Below are 1,428 nucleotides of genomic sequence, written 5' to 3'. Positions count from 1 at the left end.
GGCGCGCGGGCGGGCGGGGCCGCGCCGCCAGGCGGGGGGTACGGCGTCGCCGTCGGCGGCGGTGTCCGGGGCGGCCGGGGCGAGGCGGGAGAGCGGTGCCCCCCGGTGCGTCGACGGCCGCGGCGAGCAGGTCGCGGAAGGTGGTGAAGAAGCCGTCGACGGTCTCGGCGTCGAACAGGTCGGTGTTGTACTCCAGATGGCAGCGCACGCCCTGTGGCTGGTCGGTGAAGTAGACGGTGAGGTCCGTCAGGGACTTGTCCGCTCCGGCGTCCAGGGGTGTGGCCTCGATGCCGGGCAGGTCGAAGCGGAAGGGTTCGGCGCGCTGGAACTCGGCGAACGCCTGGAAGACGGGGGTCCGGTCGACGGCCCGGGGCGGGGCGAGGTCGCGCACCACCGTCTCGAACGGCACACGCGCGTGGTCGTAGCCGTCCAGGGCGACCGTGCGCACGCGGTCGAGCAGGGTGGTGAAGCCGGGGTCGCCGGACAGGTCCAGGCGCAGGGCGAGGGTGTTCACGAAGAAGCCGAGCACCTGCTCGGCACGCGGGGGCCGGTCCGAGATGGGCGTGCCGATGACGAGGTCGCTCTGGCCGGTGACCCGGTGGAGCATCGCCGCGTATCCGGCGAGCAGCGTCATGAACAGGGTGCTGCGCCGCGCTCTGCTCAACTCGCGCAGCCGTCGCGAGAGTTCGGGGTCGAGGGTGTGGAAGGCGGCCCGGCCGTGGGAGGTCATCGGCGAGGGGCGCGGACGGTCGGCGGGCAGGGCGAGGACGGGGAGGGGGCCGCCGAGGGCGCGGCGCCAGTGGGCGAGGTCCTGTTCCGCCTCGGGTCCGCGGGCCGCCGCCGTCTGCTCGCGGGCGTGGTCGGCGTAGGTCCAGGTGAGGTCCGGCAGGTCGGGCGCGGTGCCGGTGGCCGCGGCGCGGTAGAGCGCGGAGAGGTCGCGGGCGAGGACGGTGGCGGAGGCCGCGTCGACCACGATGTGGTGCAGGGACAGCACGAGGACGTGCTCCGCCTCGGCCAGCCGGACCAGCCGGGTGACGAACAGGGGGCCGTCCGCGAGGTCGAAGCGGCGGGCGCTCTCCGCCGCCAGGACGTCCTGGAGGAGGGTGCCGGGAGCGCCGCTGTCCCCGACGACCGCGAAGTCGGCCTCGGCCGCGGCGCGTACCACCTGGCGCGGGGTGCCGCCGCTGTCCCGGAAGACGGTGCGCAGCCCCTCGTGCCGGTCGACCAGGCCCTGTACGGCCGTGCGCAGCGCCCGGGTGTCGAGCGGGCCCGCGAGACGGATCGCCTTCACCTCGTTGTAGGCGGTACGGCCCGGAAGGAGACGTTCCAGGAACCAGATCCGCTCCTGCCCCGGCGACAGGGGCGCGTCGGCGCACGGCGGCGCGGCCGGGGGTGCGGCCGGGGGCGGCCCGGCGGGGGCGGGCGGGG

1 protein-coding gene is annotated in these 1,428 nt (G+C 76.1%); it reads right to left on the bottom strand.

Annotation, left to right across the window (positions count from 1 at the left end; all coding sequences use genetic code 11):
* On the bottom strand, positions 1-1,428 hold a 1,428-nt coding region (locus tag SZN_RS37095), incomplete at both ends, for a condensation domain-containing protein (protein WP_007506514.1).

It is taken from the genome of Streptomyces zinciresistens K42 (genome assembly GCF_000225525.1).
Lineage (GTDB): Bacteria > Actinomycetota > Actinomycetes > Streptomycetales > Streptomycetaceae > Streptomyces > Streptomyces zinciresistens.
Note: the sequence above shows the minus strand (reverse complement) of the source record. Positions and strands in the feature narration are given on the sequence as shown.